Below are 16,061 nucleotides of genomic sequence, written 5' to 3' on the forward strand. Positions count from 1 at the left end.
TGTGATAGTGCTAGAGGCTTCTTGTTTGACTTGAATGGCACGATGTCACTCCGCTCGAATTAGGCTATCCATATTGTAGCATGTTCGAGGGGAATATAGTTTTGTTATTTATGAAACGATATACTAGGAGAGGCGATCGGGCTCGGCGTGGAGCCGGGCGGTTCATCGCCTGCACGACGAGAGGCGATAGACTCCAGATCGCGGCAGTTGGCTGCACACTTCAAACGGGACGAAGCAGGAGACCCCTCCGCTTCGTCCCGTTTGTTTACTTTTTAGAAACGCATCATACGACCAGGAAGCCGGGGGGCAGGCAGCCCGTGCGGCTGATCTCCCGAACCTGCGAAGGCGTGAGGCAGGCGCTGGTCATGATCAACGAGCCGACGCCTCGGCCGCCGAATAGCGCGTTGAGATTGCGAATGTTCGTCGTTCCCCGATAAATGCGGAAGCGGCCGCGGAAGTTCGCCCGGCTGAACAGCACGAGCGTCGCGTCGCGCCGAGGGGAGTAGAATTGCAGACTGCCGAGACGGCTGTACAGCCGGTCGAGGTTGCGCAGCGCCCGGTTGCCGCGCCATACGTAACGATTCCCGCAATAATTTTCGTCGCTGTACAGGTACAGCCGCGGGTAGAGCTGATTGGTCCGCATTGACGCATCCACCTCCTTCCCTACGTTACAATATGCAGCTGACGGACAGGCCGCTTGGGGAGATGCACGCGGTTCGATGCCTATTTTGAAGGTATTAAGCTTGACAGCAGTCAATAAATCAAACTAAGATTACCCACAAACAAGGAATTAAAGAAGGAGGTATTCGCTTGAATATCGAAAATATCGAAGCCTTCGTGCACGTGCTCCATTACGGCAGCTTCAACAAGGCGGCTGAGGCCCTGTTCTTGTCCCAGCCGTCCGTCACGGCACGCATCCAATCGCTCGAGCGCGAGCTGGATTGCCAGCTGTTCGACCGCGTCGGCAAGCAGGTGCTGCTGACGAACAAAGGCAAGCTGTTCAGACCTTACGCCGAGCAACTGCTCGATACGTACCGCAAGGGCAAGCAGCAGGTGCGGCGGTCGCAGGCGCCCAAGGAGGAGCTGAACATCGGCTGCACCGTGTCCGCCGCCCAATATGTGCTGCCGTATATCCTGCCTGCGCTCAGGCGCAGCCAACCGGGCGTTCAGCTCAAGCTGACGACGGGGACGACCGAGCAGATCGGCACTCGTGTGCTCTCCGGCGATCTGGATATCGGCCTCGTCCGCCAGTTCAAGCATCCCGGCATCCGTTCGACCATTCTGTACGAGGATCCGATCCGCCTGTACGTCTACCGCGATCACGCGCTGGCGTCCCATCCGCATCCGAAGATCGAGCTGCTGTCCGGCGAGCCGCTGCTGTTTTTCGAATGCGGGGCTCTCGATTGGCTGCGCATCCACCGCGTATTCGAGAGTCTGGAGCTGCTGCCGAATCTCATCGTGCAGACGGACAACCTGGAATCGGCCAAGCGGCTGCTGCTGCTGCGGGAAGGCATCTGCTTCCTGCCGGGTCTCAGCGTTCGCCACGAGGAGAAGGAAGGCTCGCTCGTTCCCGTCGATTTTGCCGAGACATCCGGCATCGCCCTGAAGACAAGCCTGATCTCCGTGCAGGGGGAGAACGAGGCCTTCGTGCAGATGCTCCGGGAAGCGTCTGCGCACGCCTTCCCAGCCGCCATCTGATCGATCGGATATCGCGATTGGCCTATTGAATTTATCTATTAGAGATCGTATTGACGCGCACGCCGCCAGCGTGTAGATTTATGATCATATAATACTTACTAAACAGGTAAGAATTATAAACAATCAAATATGGTGAATCGACCTGACATCCGGAGATCGCCGCTGCAAGCAGCAGAACTCATGAAAAGGGTGGAGGATTCGATATGAAAAAAAGAGTATGGTCGGGTACGGCGGGTATCGTGTTGACATTAGCGGTCGCGGTGACGGCAGGCTGCGGCAACAAAAATGAAAATGGAGCGGCTGCCGCAACGGGCGGCACTTCCCCTTCGGCGCAATCCTCGCAATCCGTACAATCCACGCAAGCCTCGCAGTCCGCGTCGGCTTCCCCGGCGGAGAGCTCGCCCGCGGCTGATCAAGTTAAGAAAATCGTCGTCGGCACGGGCACACAGTTCCCGAAGGTGGCGTTCCTGGACGAAAAAGGCAAGCTGACGGGCTTCGACGTCGAGCTGGTGAAGGAGATCGACGAGCGGCTGGCCGGCTACGAGTTCGAGCTTCAGACGATGGACTTCGGCAACCTGCTGCTCAGCCTGGAGACGAAAAAAATCGACTTCGTCGCGCACGAGATGGAGAAAAATCCGGAGCGCGAACAAAAGTATCTGTTCAACAAAGAACCCTATGCCCACTGGCGCAACAAAATTATCGTCGCCAAGGATAACGACGCCATCCATTCGCTGGACGATCTGGCCGGCAAAAAAGTGCTGACGGGCGCAACGAGCGCCGAAGCGCAAATCCTCGAAAATTACAACAAAGAGCATGACAAAAAAATCAACATCGTCTATCAGAACGGGGCCGCGAACGATACCGTGAACCAGGTATCGACCGGACGCGTGGACGCTACGCTCGGTGCGGACTTCGCGCTGCCGCTGATCGACCCGCAAGGCAAGCTGAAGACGGTCGGCGACGATCTCAGCGAAGCCGACATTCTGTTCGTATTCCGCAAGGACGACCCCGAATCCCGGCAGCTCGCCGACGATATCGACGGCGCGATCAAGCAGCTCAAGGCCGACGGTACGCTCGGCAACCTTAGCAAACAATGGCTGGGCCAGGACTTCACGGCCGACACCGTCAAATAGCGGAGGGAGGATGAACGCCGCATGGGCGCGTCTGTCGATATCTCCTATGTTTACGACTATTTCGTCAAGCTGCTTCCGGCCATATGGATCACGCTGGAGATCGTCGTTTTCTCGCTGCTGATCGGTTCGGCGGTCGGCATGCTCATCGCCCTTCCAAGACTGTACCGGGTTCCTGTCCTGCAGCGGCTGTCGCAGGTGTACGTATCGTTTTTCCGGGGCACGCCCCTGTTGATCCAGCTATTCCTGATCTACTACGGCTTGCCCGAGATGCTGAAGACGCTCCATATCGACGTCTCCCGTACCCCGGTATTGGTCTTCGTCATCGCCGCGTATGCGCTGCACAGCGGCGCGTTTATCTCGGAGGCGATCCGGGCGGCCGTAGGTTCCGTAGACCGCGGCCAGGTCGAGGCCGGCTACGCGATCGGCATGACAGGCTACCAGGCGTTCCGCCGGATCGTGCTGCCGCAAGCCGTCGCCGTGGCGATGCCGGTGTTCGGCAATCTGATCATCGCCAATCTGAAGGATACTTCGCTGGCGTTTTCCCTCGGCATCATGGAGCTGACTGGCAAGGCGCAGACACTGCCGACGATCTCCCAGCGGTTTTTCGAATCGTACCTGGCGCTCGCGCTGCTGTACTTCATGCTCAGCTTCGTGCTTCAGAGATTGCTCTACAGGCTGGAGCGGCGCCTGCTTCGCCATGAGACGGCGGACGGTGAATCGGCATCCACGGCGAGGAGTAGGCGAGCGAGGCGCAAAGACGCATCCGGCAGACTGAATCTGACCGAGGAGGGGGCGCTTCGATGAAGCTCGATCCGGCATTTATCGCTGAGGCGTTCGTCAAGCTGCTGGCTGCGATCCCGACGACGCTCGAGATCACCTTCGTATCGATCGGCTGCGGGCTGATCCTCGGCATCGTCACCGCGCTGGCGCGCATTTACCGGGTACCCGTACTGCGGGAACTCTCGTCTGCGTATGTCACATTTATCCGCGGCACCCCGATGCTCACCCATCTGCTGATCGTCATGTTCGGACTGCCGATCGCGATTGACGCGCTGTCCGAGGCGCTCGGAATTTCGTTCCGATCCGTCCAGGTGCCGATGATCGGCTTCGCCTACGTGGCGTTCTCGATCACGGCCGGCGCCTATATGTCCGAGGTCGTCCGTTCGGGACTGCTCGCCGTCAGCCGCGGGCAGATCGAAGCCGCCTATGCGGTCGGCATGACGACCTGGCAGGCGCTCCGGCGCATCGTGTTCCCGCAGGCGTTCGCGGCGGCGCTGCCCAATCTGTCCAATTCGACGATCGGGATGCTGCACGGCTCGACGCTCGCCTTTACAGCCTCGGTCGTAGAGATCAACGCCAAGGCGCAGATCGTCGCCTCGACCAATTGGAAGTTTTTCGAATCCTATATCGCGGCCGCGCTGATCTTCTGGGGGCTCACGATCGTCATCGAGCGGCTCACGGCGCTGCTGGAGAAGCGGGTCGCACGGTACGACAAAGGAGGGGTCGCATGATCGATTTGAAGCAGATTCGCAAGTCGTTCGGCCGGCATGAGGTGCTGAAGGGCATCGATCTGACGGTCGAAAAAGGAGAAGTCGTCGCCATCCTGGGACCGAGCGGTTCGGGCAAGACGACGCTGCTGCGCTGCATCAACTACCTGGAACGGCCCGGCAGCGGACAGATCCGGATCGGCGACTGCGAGGTCGAATGCGGCCAGCCTTCGAAAAAGGACATTCACCGGCTGCGCGGGCGCTCCGCAATGGTGTTCCAGCAGTATCATCTGTTCCGTCACAAGACGGCGCTGCAAAATGTAATGGAAGGCCTCGTCATCGTCCGCAAGACGCCCAAGGAGGAAGCGCGCCGCATCAGCGCCGAGCTGCTCGAGAAGGTCGGCCTCGGCGCCAAGCTCGACGCCTATCCGAGCCAGCTTTCGGGCGGCCAGCAGCAGCGGGTCGGCATCGCCCGTGCGCTCGCGCTGAATCCGGACGTCATTTTGTTCGACGAGCCGACGTCGGCGCTCGATCCGGAGCTGGTCGGCGAAGTGCTGGCCGTCATCCGCAAGATCGCCCGCGAAGGCATCACGATGATTATCGTGACCCACGAGATGGCGTTCGCGCAGGACGTCGCGAGCCGCATCGTCTTTATGGACGACGGCGCCGTCGTAGAAGAAGGAACGGCGGCCGAGTTTTTCAGGTCGCCGCGGGAGGAGCGCACGAGACAGTTCTTGAAGCGCATGACGCCCGAAGGCGTCTACAACATATAAACCGAACGGAGCTGGAACCGATGGCGTTATCCTTAGGCATACTGGATCAAAGCATCGTTCACCCGGGAAGCACACCCGGGGAAGCGCTGCGAGGCACGATCCGGCTGGCGCAGGTGGCGGAGGAGCTCGGCTACGACCGATTCTGGGTCGCCGAACATCACGATTCGCCGGGCGTGGCGGGCTCGTCGCCCGAGGTGCTCATCTCTCATCTGCTCGCCCGAACCGAGCGCATCCGCATCGGCTCGGGCGGCGTGATGCTGCAGCATTACAGTCCGTACAAGGTGGCCGAGAACTTCAACGTGCTCGCATCGCTCGCCCCGGGCCGCGTGGAGCTCGGGATCGGCCGCGCGCCCGGCGGACTGCCGCGTTCGACGCAGGCGCTGCAGGGCGTCGGTAAGCAGGGCCAGGCCGGCGATCTGGAGGCCAAGCTCGGGGAGCTTGAGCAATACCTGGGCGGCCCGGCCGACGGGTCGCATCCGCTGGCCGGCGTACAGGCGAGCCCGCTGCCCGAGCGTCCGGCGGATATCCATCTGCTCGGTACGAGCGTGTCCAGCGCCGAGCTGGCGGCGCGGCGAGGGTATCCGTACGCGTTCGCCTTGTTCATCAACAACGATCCGGACACGGCCGCGCGCGCCTTCGAGACGTATCGCACAGCCTTCGACTACAGCACGGGACGCCGTCCGCGAGCGATTCTGGCGCTGTCGGTCATTGCCTCGGACACCGAGGAGGAGGCCGCGGCGCTCGCCGGCGAGTTCAAAAACGTGCGCGTCACGCTGGCGAGCGGCAAGACGGTGAACGTCGGCACGTTGGAGCAGGCGGAGGAATTCGCGCGGCAGGCGGGAGAGACGTTCACCGCCGAGGTTCGGGATGCCGACATCACGCGCGGCACCAAGGCGCAGGTGCGGGAGCGGCTCCTGGAGCTGGCGGGAATCTACGGCGTGAAGGAGCTGCTGTTCACGACGATCCTCCCCGATCTTGCCCAGCGCGAGCGGTCGATCAGGCTGATCAAGGAAGCGTTCGAGGAGCTGCCCGTAGGGGCGGACCGAACGGGGGGCGCATGAGGAGGAAAAAAATATGAGCAACGAAGACGCGGGCGCGTTCACCGACCGCCTGATCGATATCCGGCGCCGGCTGCACGCGAATCCGGAGCTGTCCGGCGAGGAGTACGAGACGACCGCGGCGATCAGAGAATGGCTGCGGCAGGCAGGCATCCGGATCGCGGATTATCCGCTGCGGACCGGCCTCGTCGCCGAGATCGGCGGCCAGTATGGCGGACCGGTCGTCGCCTTGCGCGCGGACATCGACGCGCTGCCGGTCGCGGAGGAGACCGGGCTGCCGTTCGCGTCGCGCCGTCCGGGCGTCATGCACGCGTGTGGACACGACTTCCACACGGCGGCGCTGATCGGAGCCGCCGCGCTGCTGAAGCGGCGGGAGCCGGAGCTGGCCGGCACGGTGCGGCTGCTGTTCCAGCCGGCGGAGGAGAAGGCGAAGGGGGCCGCGCAGGTGATCGAGAGCGGCGCGCTTGAGGGCGTGCGCGCGGTGTTCGGCCTGCACAACAAGCCCGACCTGCCGGTCGGCGCGATCGGCATCAAGCCGGGTCCGATCATGGCGGCCGCGGACGGCTTCGCCGTCGAGGTCGACGGCAAGGGCACCCATGCCGCTATGCCGGAGGCGGGGCTCGACCCGCTCGTGACGGCGGCCCATATCGTGACGGCGCTGCAGAGCATCGTCAGCCGCAACGTCAGCTCGCTCGACAGCGCCGTCGTGAGCGTCACGCGGCTGTCCGCGGGCGCCTCCTGGAACGTTATCTCCGACAAGGCGATCTTGGACGGCACGATCCGCACGTTCGACGAAGGCGTCAGGACCGAGGTCCGCCGCCGCTTCGAGCAGGTCGTGGACGGCGTCGCCGCCGCATTCGGCACGACGGCGCGGACGCGCTGGACGGGCGGACCGCCGCCCGTCGTCAACGATGCGCGCTGGGCGCGCGTAGCGGCGCGCGCAGCCGAGGCGGCCGGGCTCGAGGTCGTGGCGCCGAAGCCGTCGCCGGCGGGCGAGGACTTCGCGCTCTATCTGAAGCAAGCGCCAGGCGTCTTCGCCTTCCTCGGCACGAGCGGCCCGCACGAATGGCATCATCCGGCCTTCGACGTCGACGAATCCGCGCTGCCGCTCGCAGCCTCCTACTTGGCCGCGGTGGCCGGCGAAGCGCTGGACGAACTCGCGGCCGCGGGCGGAGCGGGCGAGGGCGAAAAGCAGGATGACGCCGCCGCAGGAGGCGTACGCGTATGAGCGCCGGCACCGTATACGATGTCATCGTCGTCGGCGCCGGCTCGGTGGGCATGAGCGCCGGCTACCATCTGGCCGCGCGCGGACTGCGCACGCTGCTGCTCGATGCGTTCGACCCGCCGCACACGGGCGGCAGCCATCACGGCGAGCCGCGCTTGATTCGCCACGTATACGGCGGAGGGCCGCACTACGTGCGGCTCGCGCTGCGCGCGGACGCGCTGTGGCGCGAGCTGGAGACGATGACCGGCGAGCGGCTGCTGGAGCGGTCCGGCGTGCTCAATATGAGCGATCACGGCGAATACTCGTTCGAGGGCCGTCTGGCCGATGCCGACCGGGAGGGAGTCCACTATGAGCTGCTGGATGCCGGAGAGATTGCGAAGCGCTGGCCAGGATTCGCGCCGCCGCCGTCTTATGCCGGGCTGTATGAGCCGGACGCGGGCTATCTGTTCAGCGAGCGGTGCGTGGCCGCCTACCGGCGTCAGGCATTGGCGGCAGGAGCGGAGCTGCTGACGAATACGGCGGCGCTCGCGATCGAGCCTGGGCCGGGCGGGTCGGGCGTGAAGGTCAAGACGAGCCGCGGCGTGTTCGAAGCGGGCGGCGCGATCGTGAGCGCCGGCGCCTGGTTCAAGACGCTGGAGCCGAGCGTGTCGCTGCCGGTCGCTCCCGTGCGCAAGGTCGTCGGCTGGTTCGAAGCCGACGAGCGGCTGTATGCGGCGGGCACGCTGCCCGGCTTCACGTTCGGCGGGCTCGGCGGCGGTTACTATGGCTTCCCGAGCATCGGCGGAGCGGGTGTGAAGATCGGCCGTCACGACGGCGGACAGCCGTGGCTGCCCGGCGAGCCGCTCGCCCCGTTCGGCGCGCATCCCGACGACGAAGCGAATCTGCGGAGGGCGCTCGAGTCGATGCTGCCGGGAGCCGCGGGCCGCCTGCTGCGTGGCGCGGCATGCCGCTACGAGCTGTCGCCGGATGAGCAGTTCATCGTCGCCGCCGATCCCGCGCTGCCCGGCGTGCTGCTGGCCGGAGGCTTCTCCGGCCACGGCTTCAAGTTCGCGAGCGCGCTCGGCGAGGCGTTGGCCGTATGGGCGGCGACGGACCGGCCGCCGGCCGATCTGCTGCCCTTCGGGCTGTCGCGGTTCGCGCCGCCGGCGTCCGCGCCTATTCCGTCTTGAAGTTCCGCCTATGCAAACTTGAAGTTCCGCCTATGCAAACTTGAAGTTCCGTCTTTGCAGTCTTGAAGTTTCTCGTCAACGTCATCCTGAACCCCCACCCATCCAAAGGAGTGAATCCCATGAGCAACCATGCCGCCGATATTGAAGCATTGCTGCATGCCGACGAGCCGCTGGGCGCGGCGATCGCAGAGCTGGACGTAGCCGCTCTGACCTGGAAGCCGACGCCCTCCGCGTGGAGCGTGACCGAGGTGCTCGTCCATCTCGCAGATCATCTCATCGTAGTATCTTTCCGTATCCGCGAGATATTGTCCGGCTCGTCGGTCCGGTTGCCCGCATTCAGCCAGGACCCGTGGGTCGAGGGACAATACGGCAACGAGGCCGAGGCTGCGGACGTGCTGGCAGGCTACCGCGCGCTGCTCGCGTACAACGCGAGGCTGCTTCGCAGACTGTCCCCGGCAGATTGGGCCAAGGAAGCGGTCAATGCGAAAGGCGAGCGCGTATCGCTGGCCGACGTCGTTCGCGGCTTCAACGCGCATGTGCTGCGGCATGTCGGCCAGATCGAGCGGATCAAGGCGGGAGTGGCGGCGGCCGAACAGCGCGGCGGCGCACTGCCCGAGCGGGAGGGGGCTTGACGATGACATCGTCTGCTGTTCACGTCAGAGATGCTCTGGACCGCGATCGCGAAGCGATACTGGCGGTGCTGCTGGACGCCTATGGCCAGTACGAAGGCACCATGCCCGGGGAGCGCTGGGCCGAGTACAAGCGCAACATCGCCGCCTCCGTCGACGAGCCGGGCCCGTTCGCCCGGCTCGTAGCCGAGCATGACGGCGAGCTGGTCGGCAGCGCCGTCCTGTTCCCTTCTTCGCTGGCCGCCTACGGGCGCGAGCTCGGCATCGAAGCTCCGATCATTCGGCTGATCGCCGTCAAGCCCGCCGCTCGGGGGCGCGGCGTCGCCACCGCGCTTATCCGCGAATCCGCCCGCCGTGCCCGGGAGCTGGGCGCACGCACGCTGCACCTGCACACCTCCGACCTGATGGCTTCCGCCGTCCGCCTGTACGAGCGCCTGGGCTTCGAGCGCGCATACGACAAAGACTTGTACAACGGAGATATCCTCGTCAAGAGCTACCGGCTGCACCTGGACGACGCGTCGCTGCTGAAGATTTAAATCGCCTATATTAAAGGAGGAGAAACAATGACCACACGCAAAAAGCTGAAATTCGGCGCGATCATACACGGCGTAGGCGGCAATATCTCCGCATGGAGACATCCGGAGATTCCGGCGGACGCCAGCGTCAGCCTGCCGTTCTATGTGAAGGCGGCGCAGAAGGCGGAGGAGGGGCTGTTCGATCTCGTATTTATCGCGGACGGCTTGTATATTAACGAGAAGTCGATCCCGCATTTTCTGAACCGCTTCGAGCCGATCACGATTTTGTCGGCGCTCGCGGCCGTCACCAAAAAGATCGGGCTCGTCGGAACGCTGTCCACCTCGTACAGCGAGCCGTTCACGGTGGCGCGTCAGTTCGGCTCGCTCGATCAGATCAGCGGCGGACGCGCCGGCTGGAACGTCGTGACCTCTCCGCTCGAAGGCTCCGCCCGCAACTACGGCAAGACAGAGCATCCGAGCCACGACGAGCGCTACAAGATTGCGGAGGAATATCTGGAGGTCGCCAGAGGGCTGTGGGATTCCTGGGAGGACGATGCGTTCGTGCGCGACAAGGCGTCTGGCGTCTTCTTCGAGCCGTCCAAGATGCACCGCTTGAACCACAAAGGCCGCTATTTCTCCGTCGAAGGTCCGCTGAACATCGCCCGGTCCGAGCAGGGACAGCCGGTCATCTTCCAGGCGGGCTCCTCCGAGAGCGGCAAAAGTCTGGCGGCCAAAGAAGCGGACGCCGTATTCACCGGCCAGGAAAATCTGGAGGAGGCGAAGGCGTTCTACCGCGACGTCAAGGATCGTGCCGTCGGCTTCGGCCGCTCGCGTGACGATATCGTCATCCTGCCCGGCATCGGCCCGATCATCGGCAGGACGCAGGAGGAGGCGGAGCGCAAGTACGAGGAGATCGCGAACCTGGTGTCCATCGACAAAGCGCTGGACTATCTCGGCCGCTTTTTCGACCACCACGACTTCTCCCAATATCCGCTCGACGAGCCGTTCCCCGACATCGGCGACATCGGCAGCAACAGCTTCCGCAGCGGCACGGACAAGATCAAGCGGGACGCCCGCGAGCAGGGACTCACGCTGCGCGAGGTCGCGCTGCGCGCGGCCACGCCGCGCGGCCAGTTCATCGGCACACCGGAGCGGATCGCCGATCTGATCCAGCAGTGGCACGAGGAGGAGGCGGCCGACGGCTTCATCATCCATTCGGCGTTCCCGAGCGGCCTCGATGACTTCGTCGAGCTGGTCGTGCCGCTGCTGCAGGCGCGCGGCCTGTACCGCACCGAATACGAAGCCGAGACGCTCCGCGGCAATCTGGGCGTGCCGATTCCGGTCAACCGGCATGCCCTGGCGCGGGCGACCGTCTAGGCCTTATCCGCCGAAGCTTGGTCCACAGCTTCAATTACACGAAACACGACATCGGTTGCCGCAAAGGCAGTGGATGTCGTGTTTGCATTTTCGGACGGAGAGAACTCATCTATACGAGAGTTAACGCTGAGCCCGACCGCCCCGCAGCTGCTCGTCCGCCTATCGAACAGCATGAAGCAGTATGCCGCATCCGGGGCTTGCAATACAAAGTATCTGCTGTCACGCAGAACCGCAATGGGGCAAAGACTACTTTGCACATTTTAATATGACAGTAGATGACATATTACGGTTGTATGATGGAATAAATGACCGCGAAGGAGGAGATGAATTTGAAAAAGCTTGCTGGGAAAATCGCGCTCGTCACCGGAGGAAGCCGGGGGGCGGGGCGAGGGATCGCCATCGAGCTCGGGAAAGCCGGAGCAACCGTCTACGTGACCGGAAGGAGTGTGCGAGGCGCTACGACAAACGGTTTTCCGGGCAGTGTCGACGACACGGTCGAGGAGATTGTAAAGCAGGGCGGAGAGGCTTATGCATGCCGCTGCGATCATACCCGTGACGGGGATACGCAAGCTGTGGTCGAGAGAATCCGGCAGGAACGAGGAAGTCTTCATATCCTTGTGAATAATGTCTGGGGATTGCATGATCTGGAGGTGGGGCTGCAGTCCAAGCCTTTCTGGGAATACCCGCTCGACATGTGGGATGCGATGTTCCAGGGCGGCGTGCGTGCGCAAATCGCGACGAGCCATTATGCAATTCCGTTGATGCTGGAATCCGGCTCCGGATTGATCGTGCACACGACGTTCTGGGATCACGACAAGTATTTGGGAACCTTCTTCTACGATCTTGCCAAAAATGCGATTAACCGCACAGTGTTCGGCTTGTCGCGCGATCTCAAAGACACGCAGCTGACGGCGGTCGCGGTCTCTCCCGGCTGGATGCGGACAGAACTGGTCCTGCAAAGTTTCAATACGGATGAAGCGCATTGGCAGGAGGTCGAAGCGCTCAGGCAGACGGAGTCGACGCATTATATCGGGCAGGCTGTAGCCGCTCTGGCGGAAGACGGCGATGTGAGGCTTAAGCACGGGCAGGTGCTTCAAGTCGGCAAGCTGGCGCTGGAATACGGATTCACCGATACGGATGGACGCGTCGTTCCGCCGTTTGAAGTATAAACGCGTCCGTCGTATGCGGCGCACAGGACCGTCAGGGAAGCTTCCCTGACGGTTTCTGGCGCGCCTTTGGAGAGGCATGGGAGGTTGAAGCCCCGCGCATGCCGCGCAAAAATGCGTGCCAGGTATCGCCGGTTGGACGAAATGTCGGCGAAGAGACGCTTTATCCTGCACTTTTGCGCGATAGCAGCCCCGTTAGCGATGTCTGCGCGACAGCGATTGCCGTCGGAGGGTTATTCGCTTCGTACATGCGCCAACGCGTCGCCGGAATTGTAATGGTTTTGCAGCTTTGCGATAATGAAATGCAGATACCAATAAGTAACGTTAATCCGAACGGGAGGTGTTCGATTGAACAGTATTATGGCGATTACAGGAGCATCCTCGGGCATCGGCCTGTCGACGGCGCTCAAGTTCGCGAAGAAAGGAAGTTGGACGGTCTACGCGGGAACCCGGAACGTGGAGCGGGATGCGCAACAGTATGCGGACGTACCGAACCTTCATTTTATCGAGATGGAAGTGACGGACCCGGCATCGTTGCAGGCTGCGTTCGATCGGATCGAAGCGCAAGCAGGGCGTCTGGACGTTCTGTTCTGCAACGCGGGCTTCGGATACTTGCGGGCGCTGGGCCAGGCGGACCCTGCGGACATCGAGCGGGTGTTCGATACGAACGTATACGGCGTCATGCATACGATCCGGGCGGCATTGCCGCTGCTGCGCAAAGGGAATAGCGGCCATATCATCGCAACGTCCAGCGTCGGCGGGCTCGTGGGACAGCCGTTCAACGAGATTTATTGCGCCAGCAAGTTCGCGGTCGAAGGGCTGCTCGAAAGCTTGGCGACGTACTATAAGCCGGCGTTCGGCATCGACGTGACGCTGCTCGAGCCCGGCGCGATCGCGACGAACTTCACGGACACGGTCATGGCGCAAGTGGAAAGCTCGGGCGGCATTCGCGAGGACGAGTACAAGCCGGTATTGATGCGCTATCTGGAGGCGTTCCGCGCCCGCACTTCCGTGCCGCAGACGGCGGATTCGGTAGCCGATGTCGTCTGGGGCGTCGTCCATAGCGATCCGAAGCCGCTGCGCATCCGGACGTCCGAGGCGGCGGAGGCGTTCGTGCGGTTCAAGGCGCAGCAAGACCCGACGGGTCTGGACGGCGTAACGAATACGCGCAAGCTGCATCTGAATTGGTAAAATAGCAGGTGCCGCCGTGGCGACGATCCGGGCGTTATACGGGTAGTAACTACAGGTTTAGGATGTGAGCGGCATGTTAAGCGGTCCATGGCGATTTTTGCGCCGGCTCGGCATCGATCTCCAGACGTTCAAGACGGCGCTGGCCTGCGGCTTGTCCTGGCTGCTGGCGCAGAGTCTGACGCCGCATTCGTATCCTTACTTCGCGCCCATCGCCGCGATTCTGACCCTGCAGGTGACGGTTGCCGATTCGATTCAAAAGGGAATATACCGGATCGTAGGCATCGTCGTCGGTATCGGCATCAGCATGATCGCGGGACAGTGGTTCAGCGTGAACGCGGCGACGGTGGCTGTCGTCGTGTTCGCCGGACTCGCGGTATCGGGCGCGCTGAAGCTGAACAGCCAGATCGGCTCCCAGATCGGCGTCACCGCGCTGCTGGTGCTTGCCTTCGGCAACGCGCACGGCTATGCGGCCTACCGGATCTTGGAGACGATGATCGGCTCGGTCGCGGCGATCGCGGTCAATCTGGCGCTCGTGCCCCGCGACACGACGCGCGAGGCGCTGAATGCGGCGTCCGGACTGGGCAAGCGGATCGCGGCGGTGCTGAGGGACTTCGACGAGGCGTTGATGGGAAAAAGACAACCCGCGCATGTGCTGGGAGAGGCGCGCGGACTGTTGCAGCTCATCAAGCGGGGGAACGAGGCGACGGAGCTGGCGCGGCAGAGTCTGAAGTTCGTGCCGCTCGGCCGCAGACGGCGCGAACGCGTCGAGCGCGTATCGCAGGCGATGGAGCGGCTTGAACATATATCCGTGCAGGTGCGCGGCATCGCGCGCAGCCTGCTCGAGCTGGAGGCCGCGAAGGGGCAGCCGCTCGAGCTGACCGAGCCGCTCGCCGCCGCCGCGGAATGCGTGGACCGCTACGCCGATACGGTGACCGATCCTTCGGAAGCCGCGTTCGAGCGGCTGAGAGCGGCAGTCGAGCGCGCCCGGCTCGTCCAGCTGGAATGCTTCAGACGCAGCATCGCGGGCGCGGACCCCGAGCAGCTCAAGCAGATCGGCAGCCTGTTCGCGGACCTCGGACGCATGTTGACCGAGGTCGGCCGCGCGGATGAGCCTGCCCGGGATGCTGGATAGCCTTGACAGCACGAACTGTAACCATTATAATAACAGTATAGTCGGCGGGGATAGGTACAGCCCGCGATGACTGATGATTACGAACAGGCGGTGATTTGCATGCGATTTGAAGTAGGAGATTGGGTGACGGGGACGACCAGACAGGGAGAACTGATCCAAGGCTTCGTGAATTCGATTCTGTCGATGCAAGGCGCCGCAGGCATATTCGTCACCGCATCGGATCGCGAGGAAGCGATCGGCACGGAGATCGCGGTGCAGACAGGCGCGCTGCGGGCGCTGCCGCAGCAGACCGACTACAACGAGGAGCAGCTGCGCAATCTGATCGACGTATCGCTCGCGATCCGCGACGCGGCGTGGTTCGGCGAGCTGTCCGCCGCGCTGTCGGCGCTGCGCTCGCCCGCCGACCGGCAGCTGCCGGCAGGCGAAGTGCCGGTCGCTTGGCGCGACCGGCTCGGCCTCATCGCGCAGGAATAAGCGGGCCGCAGCGCCGGCATCCCCATGGATAGGCCGGCCGCGTCGCCCCGGCACAAGCGCAGAGCAGCCCCCCGGCAGTCGGTTGACGGCCGGGGGGCTGCTCTGTCTCGTTCGGGCGTTATACGCCGATGCTGGCGATCAGGTTCTTGAGCTTGTCCGCCGACCGGTGCAGCAGCTGGCGTTCGAAGTCCGAGATCTTGATGTCGATGATCTCCCGCACACCCTGGCGGTCGACGATGCACGGCACGCCGAGGAATACGTCGGAGACGCCGTGGTAGTCGTGCAGCAGCGTCGATACGTTCAGGACGGCGCCTTCGTCGCGCAGGATCGCCGTGCAGATCCGGTCGAGCGCCAGCGCGATCGCGTAGTAGGTCGCACCCTTGGCGCTGATGATCTGATAGGCGGCGTCGCGCGTATTCGTGAATACCTCTTCCTTGTCCGCGTCGCTCAGGGACAGCTCGGCGCCCGCGACGTTGGCGAGGCTCCAGAGGGGCAGCTCGGAGTCGCCGTGCTCGCCTACGATGTGCCCGTGCACGCTGCGCGGATCGATCTTCAGCTTCTCGCCGATCAGGTAGCGAAAGCGCGCGCTGTCGAGCAGCGTGCCCGAGCCGATGATGCGTTCGATCGGCCATCCCGATTTTTTCCACGTAATATAGCTCATGATGTCGACCGGGTTGGATGCGATCAGCAGGATGCCCGTCGTATTGTACTTCAGCACTTCCTCGACGATGCTGTCGATGATGACGGCGTTGCGCTTCAGCAGATCGACGCGCGATTCGCCCTCGCGCTGGGCCGCGCCTGCCGTGATGACGATGATGTCCGCGTCCTTGCAGTCCTCGTAGCCGCCCGCCCACAGATCGCCGCCGCCGAGGAACGGCATGCCGTGGTTCATGTCGAGCGCGTCGCCGACCGCCTTTTTATGGTTGGCGTCGATCAGCACCAGCTCGTCGACCCGATTGCGCAGCATGAGCGTATATGCCGTGGTCGAACCTACCGCTCCCGCACCGACAATGACGATTCTCGTTTTTTTCATA

Annotated in this window: 17 protein-coding genes; 15 read left to right on the forward strand and 2 right to left on the reverse strand. The window is 63.0% G+C overall.

Features of this window, described 5'->3' with window-relative positions; all coding sequences use genetic code 11:
* Positions 1-283 precede the first annotated feature (283 nt).
* On the reverse strand, positions 284-643 hold the full coding sequence (locus tag VQ071_RS27795; RefSeq protein WP_340517947.1) for a hypothetical protein: 360 nt from the start codon (positions 641-643) through the stop codon (positions 284-286).
* Between the two features lie 167 nt (positions 644-810).
* Between VQ071_RS27795 and VQ071_RS27800 the strand changes: the two genes are divergently transcribed.
* The 15 genes from VQ071_RS27800 (at position 811) to VQ071_RS27870 (ending at position 15,027) form a co-directional block, all read left to right on the forward strand.
* Positions 811-1,698, forward strand: coding sequence for a LysR family transcriptional regulator (locus VQ071_RS27800; RefSeq protein ID WP_340517949.1), 888 nt, complete (start codon positions 811-813; stop codon positions 1,696-1,698).
* A 203-nt stretch (positions 1,699-1,901) separates the two neighbouring features.
* Complete coding sequence (locus VQ071_RS27805) at positions 1,902-2,831, forward strand: transporter substrate-binding domain-containing protein (protein WP_340517950.1); 930 nt, start codon at positions 1,902-1,904, stop codon at positions 2,829-2,831.
* 21 nt (positions 2,832-2,852) lie between these two features.
* Positions 2,853-3,635, forward strand: coding sequence for an amino acid ABC transporter permease (locus VQ071_RS27810; RefSeq protein WP_340517952.1), 783 nt, complete (start codon positions 2,853-2,855; stop codon positions 3,633-3,635).
* A complete protein-coding gene (locus tag VQ071_RS27815) occupies positions 3,632-4,342 on the forward strand; it encodes an amino acid ABC transporter permease (RefSeq protein WP_340517954.1) in 711 nt (236 codons plus the stop codon). The genes VQ071_RS27810 and VQ071_RS27815 overlap by 4 nt, the downstream gene beginning before the upstream one ends.
* Positions 4,339-5,091 (forward strand): amino acid ABC transporter ATP-binding protein, encoded by a 753-nt coding sequence (locus VQ071_RS27820; protein ID WP_340517956.1) that lies wholly within the window; start codon positions 4,339-4,341, stop codon positions 5,089-5,091. The genes VQ071_RS27815 and VQ071_RS27820 overlap by 4 nt, the downstream gene beginning before the upstream one ends.
* Before the next feature lie 20 nt (positions 5,092-5,111).
* Positions 5,112-6,152 (forward strand): LLM class flavin-dependent oxidoreductase, encoded by a 1,041-nt coding sequence (locus VQ071_RS27825; protein ID WP_340517958.1) that lies wholly within the window; start codon positions 5,112-5,114, stop codon positions 6,150-6,152.
* Between the two features lie 13 nt (positions 6,153-6,165).
* The gene (locus tag VQ071_RS27830; protein WP_340517960.1) at positions 6,166-7,377 is read left to right on the forward strand and encodes an amidohydrolase; all 1,212 of its coding nucleotides are present in this window, start codon (positions 6,166-6,168) and stop codon (positions 7,375-7,377) included.
* Entirely contained in the window at positions 7,374-8,543 is a 1,170-nt protein-coding gene (solA, locus tag VQ071_RS27835; protein ID WP_340517962.1) for an N-methyl-L-tryptophan oxidase, read from the forward strand. Before VQ071_RS27830 ends, solA begins: the two co-directional genes overlap by 4 nt.
* A gap of 119 nt (positions 8,544-8,662) precedes the next feature.
* A complete protein-coding gene (locus VQ071_RS27840; RefSeq protein WP_340517964.1) occupies positions 8,663-9,175 on the forward strand; it encodes a DinB family protein in 513 nt (170 codons plus the stop codon).
* Between the two features lie 2 nt (positions 9,176-9,177).
* The gene (locus tag VQ071_RS27845; RefSeq protein ID WP_340517966.1) at positions 9,178-9,708 is read left to right on the forward strand and encodes a GNAT family N-acetyltransferase; all 531 of its coding nucleotides are present in this window, start codon (positions 9,178-9,180) and stop codon (positions 9,706-9,708) included.
* Between the two features lie 27 nt (positions 9,709-9,735).
* Positions 9,736-11,064, forward strand: a complete 1,329-nt coding sequence (locus VQ071_RS27850; RefSeq protein ID WP_340517968.1) for an LLM class flavin-dependent oxidoreductase — start codon at positions 9,736-9,738, stop codon at positions 11,062-11,064.
* A 323-nt stretch (positions 11,065-11,387) separates the two neighbouring features.
* Positions 11,388-12,233 (forward strand): SDR family NAD(P)-dependent oxidoreductase, encoded by an 846-nt coding sequence (locus VQ071_RS27855; protein ID WP_340517970.1) that lies wholly within the window; start codon positions 11,388-11,390, stop codon positions 12,231-12,233.
* Between the two features lie 345 nt (positions 12,234-12,578).
* A complete protein-coding gene (locus VQ071_RS27860; protein ID WP_340517971.1) occupies positions 12,579-13,421 on the forward strand; it encodes an SDR family oxidoreductase in 843 nt (280 codons plus the stop codon).
* A gap of 73 nt (positions 13,422-13,494) precedes the next feature.
* On the forward strand, positions 13,495-14,553 hold the full coding sequence (locus VQ071_RS27865) for an FUSC family protein (RefSeq protein WP_340517972.1): 1,059 nt from the start codon (positions 13,495-13,497) through the stop codon (positions 14,551-14,553).
* Positions 14,554-14,652: 99 nt separating this feature from the next.
* A complete protein-coding gene (locus VQ071_RS27870; RefSeq protein WP_340517974.1) occupies positions 14,653-15,027 on the forward strand; it encodes a hypothetical protein in 375 nt (124 codons plus the stop codon).
* Positions 15,028-15,145: 118 nt separating this feature from the next.
* Here the strand turns inward: VQ071_RS27870 and VQ071_RS27875 are convergent, their stop codons facing one another.
* Positions 15,146-16,060 (reverse strand): L-lactate dehydrogenase, encoded by a 915-nt coding sequence (locus VQ071_RS27875; RefSeq protein WP_340517977.1) that lies wholly within the window; start codon positions 16,058-16,060, stop codon positions 15,146-15,148.
* Position 16,061 lies beyond the last annotated feature (1 nt).

This window comes from Cohnella sp. 56 (assembly GCF_037963805.1).
Taxonomy (GTDB): Bacteria; Bacillota; Bacilli; order Paenibacillales; family Paenibacillaceae; genus Cohnella.